This window comes from Cellvibrio sp., assembly GCF_053579595.1.
Window position 1 is genome coordinate 1 of the sequence record NZ_JBRFPI010000303.1, and the last position, 5,665, is coordinate 5,665.

Genomic DNA, 5,665 nt, shown 5'->3' on the forward strand with positions numbered 1-5,665 from the left:
GCCATGACCGACTTCACCAACCAGCGTACGCCGGAAACTGCTGATCAGTTGTGGTTAGTGGAGCATCCTCCCGTCTTTACCCAAGGGCAGGCGGGCAAGGCGGAGCACTTGTTGTTCCCCGGTGATATTCCGGTAGTGCAAAGTGATCGCGGAGGGCAGGTGACTTACCACGGCCCCGGTCAGTTGGTGGCTTATCCGTTGCTGGATCTGCGCCGCTTAAAGATCGGCGTGCGCGAGCTGGTGACTTCAATCGAGCAAACTATTGTCGCGACCTTAACGTATTACGCGATTGAGTCGGCGGCCAAGCCTGATGCTCCCGGCGTTTACGTTAATGGAGACAAGATCGCCTCGCTCGGGTTACGTGTGCGGCGCGGTTGCAGTTTTCATGGCTTGGCATTGAACGTAGCGATGGATCTTGCTCCCTTCCAGCGGATTAATCCTTGCGGTTACCAAGGCTTGGCGATGACGCAGATGAAAGACTTATTGCCCAATCCGCCCTCATTAGAGGATGTGCAAACCCAACTTGTCGCAGAATTTGCGCGGAAATTGGGCTATGAAACCTGTACAATGCGCGCCATCTAATTTTCTGAATTTACTTCATAGGTAGTTGTGGGGCAGGAATACCCTTGTGAGACTGTCTGAGACATGGATGTCGAAGACAAGCCCCCATGGATGGGTTTACGGCGTGTCTCACAAGGGTATTCCTGACTCGCAACGAGCTAGTGGCACTATCGCCAACAAAACGAGATTCGTATGTCAGATCTTCCACCCGTATCTACCTTCGTACCCGAACTGCAACCGGTCAAACGTACCGAGCGTTACAAGCAGGGCGAAAAACTGCGCGATGCCGACAAGGTCGAGCGCATTCCGGTAAAAGTTATCGCCAGCGACCGCGAAGAAATCCAACGCAAACCCGACTGGATTCGCGTGCGTATTCCTGCATCGCCGGAAGTAGACCGCATCAAATCGATTTTGCGTAAAAATAAATTATCGTCGGTATGTGAAGAGGCTAACTGCCCGAATTTAGGCGAATGTTTTAGTGGTGGTACCGCAACCTTTATGATCATGGGTGATATCTGCACCCGTCGCTGTCCCTTCTGCGATGTTGGCCACGGCAAACCCAATCCGCTCGACGAGCAGGAACCGCGCAAACTCGCTGAAGCCATTGCCGAAATGCGATTGAAATACGTGGTAATTACTTCGGTAGACCGCGATGACCTGCGCGACGGTGGTGCACAACATTTTGCCGACTGTATCCGCGAAGCGCGCGAGCTTAGCCCGAAATTACAAGTAGAAGTCTTGGTTCCGGATTTCCGCGGCCGTATGGAAATCGCTTTGGACATTCTGGAAAAAGAAGCGCCCGATGTGTTCAACCACAATATGGAAACTGTCTCGCGTTTATATCGCCAGGCGCGTCCCGGTGCGAACTACGAATGGTCGCTGCAATTGCTCAAGCAATACAAAGCGCGTCGCCCCGATGTATTGACCAAATCGGGTTTGATGGTTGGCCTTGGCGAAACCAAAGAAGAAATTATCGAAGTGATGAAGCACATGCGTGAGCACGATATCGACATGCTCACCATCGGCCAATATTTGCAGCCATCCAAAGATCACTTACCTGTAGAGCGCTACGTGCACCCGGATGAATTCGCCGAGTACACCAAACTCGCCGAAGAAATGGGTTTCAAACACGCCGCCTGTGGTCCATTGGTACGGTCTTCATACCATGCAGATAAACAAGCTCACGGCGAAGAGTTCAATATCAACAACTTCGCCAAGGCTTAATCATTTCATCCTGCTAACTGGATCAGGGTTGCTCGACGCAGCCCTTGTCCCCCTCCGGTAATTTTTCCAAACGAATATTGGTGATGCTCACGGTGAATTTGCCATCAGTTGCGATGGTGAAGGGGCCGGTAATTTTGCTTAAATCAAAGTTGTCGCTTTTGAAACAGTTGAGCGGTAGTGGCAACGAGAACCACTCGCCCTTGGGCATTTTTTTGATCATGCGGTTAATAGATAACTCCGCCTGGCAGGGGTAGCCGCAGTTCAAGCCAATTTTCACGTCTTTGTCTGGTTTTACATCGACACGCATGTCGATCGTCAGTGAAGCTGCGTCTTTAAATTTGGATAAGTCGATGGCGTTGCCATAGAGACCGAAATTACCGACAACTTTTTTGCGCGCCGCCCAAGTGAGTTGGATGGCATCACCAGAAGCCTTGAAGTCGATGGGGGCAACTTTGATTTTCTCTCCGGCTGATTGGCCTTCTCGCCCTTGTATCATCGTAGACCAGTTGCTGGGGTCGCCCAGTGAAATACTACGACCGATTAATTCACCTTTAACCAGATAAAAATAATTGGGATTTAGCGTGTTTTGTGCGTGGCTGGTCAGCGGTGCAATCAGGCAGATACCGGTGATTGCAGGCAATAGTTTCAGCAGCTTGGTGATGAAGTTGTGCATGGGGGTTATCTCGCGGGATAGTTATTATTGGAGGTTAGTACACCATGAATAGGATGATTAATGGCGCGCAAATAATATTCACTCAAGCCAGATAAAAGTCAATTTCCCTATGAAAATAAAAGCCCCGGAGAGCTGTGCGCTGACCGGGGCTTTTTTAATTTTACCGTTATTACATGCAGGTCTAGTCGAGGTAAGTGTCAATGGTGTTGATTGTGCCATCGTCATTGTGCGTCAGCTCGGTCACTTTCACATTGCGTAGATGCGTTTGGCCACCGGAGAGTTGTGAGTCATGGTAGAACAAATACCATTTGCCGTTGTGTTGCACAATCGAGTGGTGGTTGGTCCAGCCGAATACCGGGGTGAGCACTATGCCTTTGTGGGTGTAGGGCCCGTAGAGGTTGTCGGCAATGGCGTAGGCGATAAAGTGGGTGTCGCCGGTGGAGTAGGACAAATAATATTTGCCGTTGAATTTGTGTACCCAAGCACCTTCAAAAAAGCGGCGATTGGTGTCGGTGCCGAGCAGGGGGACGCCAGCGCCATCGAGGATTTGAATATCCTTGGGTGGCTCTGCGAATTGCAACATGTCATCACTCAGCTTGGCGATTTTCGGGCTGTAAGCCGGCTCATTGCTGGCGGGGTATTTGTCTTCAGCGACGTAACTGCCGCTCGCCCAGCGCTGCAATTGTCCGCCCCAGATGCCGCCGAACACCATGTAGTGAGAACCGTCGTCATCTTTAAATACAGTTGGGTCGATACTAAAGCTGCCTTTGATCGGTTCGGCTTCTGCTTTGAATGGGCCGGTGGGTGAATCGCTGGTGGCGACGCCCATCTGGAAAATGCCGTCTTTGTTTTTCGCCGGGAAATACAAAAAGAATTTACCGTCTTTTTCTGCTGCGTCGGGTGCCCAGAGTTGGCGGCTGGCCCAAGGCACATCTTTTAGATTCAATGCTTCGCCGTGGTCGGTAGTTGCGCCTGTGGCCGGATCATAGGACAGGACGCGATAGTCTTTCATATCGAATTTATCGCCCTCGCCATCGGTGGTGACGCCGGTTTCAATATCATGCGATGGATAAATATAAATTTTGCCGTTGAACACGCGCGCTGATGGGTCGGCCGTGTAGATGTCGGTGACCAGCGGCTGGCTGATAAATAACGCTGGGTCAGCCGGTGTAGGCGCAGGCGCTGCCGCGATTGAACTTGCGGCTGTTGATGTTGCTGCGGTATCGGCCGGAGCCGATTTTTCCTGGCAGCCAGCGATTAGCAGGCAGCCAGCGATAACACTGGCGGTCAGGAATTGGTGTTGGTTTGTCATAGTTATTGTCTCGTTATGGGTTGTGTCGTTGTTATCTTGCCAACCCGGATCTTACCAGTGCCAGAGGGTTCCGTCTTCCAACCGATTCACAGGCAGGCACGCACGCTTGTAGGGATATTTCGCGGCGAGTTTTTCATCGATGTCCACACCGTGACCGGGTGTGTCACCCGGTGTAAAAAAGCCGCGCTCGAATTGATAGGAGTGTGGGAAAACTTCATCCATTTGCGCGCTGTGCGCCATATGTTCCTGGATACCAAAGTTGGGGACCCAATAATCAAAATGCAGCGCGGCGCCCATGCACACGGGTGATAAATCCGTTGCGCCGTGGAAGCCGGTGCGCACATGAAACAAGCTGGCAAAATCGGCGATGCGTCGCACGTGACTGATGCCACCTGCGTGGACAATGGTGGTGCGGATGTAATCAATTAATTGGTTCTGAATAAGTTCGCGGCAGTCGTGAATCGAATTAAATACTTCGCCCACCGCGAGCGGCGTGGTGGTGTGTTGGCGAATTAATTTAAACGATTCCTGATTCTCCGCCGGTACTGCATCTTCCATCCAGAACAGGCGATAGGGTTCCAAATCTTTACCCAAGCGCGCGGCTTCAATCGGTGTTAAGCGATGATGCACATCGTGCAGCAGATGAATCTCGCTGCCAAACTCTTTGCGCACTTGTGCAAATACTTCGGGGATAAAATTCAAATATTTTTCGGTTGACCAAACTTCGGTGGACGGCAAATCCGAATCCGCAGGCTCATAACTTTTTTCGCTTTTGGCAACGCCGTAGGTTTTTTCGATACCGGGAATGCCACATTGCACGCGAATCGCTTGATAGCCTTTTTCTTTCGCTTTGCGCACGGCATCGAGTGTGGAATCCAGATCTTTGCCGTTCGCGTGGGTGTAAGTCAGGATGCGCTCGCGGCTTTTTCCGCCGAGCAATTGATAGAGTGGCATATTCGCCAGTTTGGCTTTAATGTCCCAGAGTGCTACATCAATTGCTGCAAGTGCCGTCATGCCCACTGGCCCGCGACGCCAATAGGCGCCGCGATAAAAAAATTGCCAGATATCTTCAATTTGTTGCGGGTCGCGACCAATAAGTGCGGGAATTAAATAATCCTCCAGATAAGAGACCACACTTTTTTCGCGGCCGTTGAGAGTCGCATCGCCGATGCCATAAATTCCTTGATCAGTAGTAATCTTGAGTGTGACAAAATTTCTGCCGGGGCAGGTGACAATCACTTTCGCATCAACAATTTTCATTCAACGGCATCTCTACTGCTGGTGGTTATTAAAAAGTTTTAATATCGTCGGCTCTCCTCTGGCCCCAAATAGCTGGGCAAAAGTCCGCCGGTATCAATCAGAATTTTTTGCAAGGTTACGCCGGGGTCAAGGCTGTAAATACGCAATCTATGTGCGCCGGATTTATCGATCCTATGTTTGGTAATGCTTCGGCGTACATCACTGCGCACACTTTCTTCCCATGCCGGTGCGCTCATATCAGCGGTCAGGTCCACAATTTGCGCAGGCTCGCTATCAATCGCAACAGCGTAACGCAAACCGCGCCCGGGCATTAATGGCCAGCTGGGTGCGAATAATCCCTCAATCTTGAGCTCGCCGCTGCTCTGGCTATAAAAATCGTATTCAAGATAGGGTGCTGCCGTTACATCAGTAAAGCTTTTGTCGGTAATCGGGTAGACCGACATGGATGACAAGGTGCGCCCGTGTTCGGGGATTTTCTCCCAGCGCAATTCACGGTTGTTGCCTTGGCGTTGGTAGTGCTCGGCTTCAATGGCGATATAACCATCGGCCTCCACAAAGCCTTGCAGTGCGCGCTTATCCAGTTGCGGTTTCACGGCCTTCACAGCAATGCTGGCGCCGCCCCAACCGGTTCCGGT

The 5,665-nt window shown here is 51.3% G+C and carries 5 protein-coding genes and 1 pseudogene; 2 read left to right on the plus strand and 4 right to left on the minus strand.

Annotation, left to right across the window (positions count from 1 at the left end; translation table 11 throughout):
• Together lipB and lipA are read left to right on the plus strand one after the other, a co-directional pair.
• The coding region (gene lipB, locus ACWA6V_RS16240) for a lipoyl(octanoyl) transferase LipB (protein WP_449523471.1) at positions 1–582 on the plus strand (582 nt) is incomplete at its 5' end.
• Positions 583–753: 171 nt separating this feature from the next.
• A complete protein-coding gene (lipA, locus tag ACWA6V_RS16245) occupies positions 754–1,785 on the plus strand; it encodes a lipoyl synthase (protein WP_310067260.1) in 1,032 nt (343 codons plus the stop codon).
• Between the two features lie 22 nt (positions 1,786–1,807).
• Here the strand turns inward: lipA and ACWA6V_RS16250 are convergent, their stop codons facing one another.
• The 4 genes and pseudogenes from ACWA6V_RS16250 to ACWA6V_RS16265 all read right to left on the minus strand — a co-directional run.
• Positions 1,808–2,458: a putative glycoside hydrolase gene (locus ACWA6V_RS16250; RefSeq protein WP_449523472.1), complete on the minus strand. Its 651-nt coding sequence runs from the start codon at positions 2,456–2,458 to the stop codon at positions 1,808–1,810.
• Positions 2,459–2,639: 181 nt separating this feature from the next.
• The gene (locus tag ACWA6V_RS16255) at positions 2,640–3,770 is read right to left on the minus strand and encodes a glycoside hydrolase family 43 protein (protein ID WP_449523473.1); all 1,131 of its coding nucleotides are present in this window, start codon (positions 3,768–3,770) and stop codon (positions 2,640–2,642) included.
• A 51-nt stretch (positions 3,771–3,821) separates the two neighbouring features.
• The gene (manD, locus tag ACWA6V_RS16260; protein ID WP_449523474.1) at positions 3,822–5,030 is read right to left on the minus strand and encodes a D-mannonate dehydratase ManD; all 1,209 of its coding nucleotides are present in this window, start codon (positions 5,028–5,030) and stop codon (positions 3,822–3,824) included.
• Between the two features lie 38 nt (positions 5,031–5,068).
• Positions 5,069–5,665, minus strand: a pseudogene (locus tag ACWA6V_RS16265) (glycosyl hydrolase 115 family protein); the annotation flags it as partial.

Excerpts from the sequence above, each read along its gene's own strand:
- lipA (WP_310067260.1), top strand. The coding sequence starts at position 754 with ATGTCAGATCTTCCACCCGTATCTACCTTCGTACCCGAACTGCAACCG.
- ACWA6V_RS16250 (WP_449523472.1), bottom strand. The coding sequence starts at position 2,458 with ATGCACAACTTCATCACCAAGCTGCTGAAACTATTGCCTGCAATCACC.
- ACWA6V_RS16255 (WP_449523473.1), bottom strand. The coding sequence starts at position 3,770 with ATGACAAACCAACACCAATTCCTGACCGCCAGTGTTATCGCTGGCTGC.
- manD (WP_449523474.1), bottom strand. The coding sequence starts at position 5,030 with ATGAAAATTGTTGATGCGAAAGTGATTGTCACCTGCCCCGGCAGAAAT.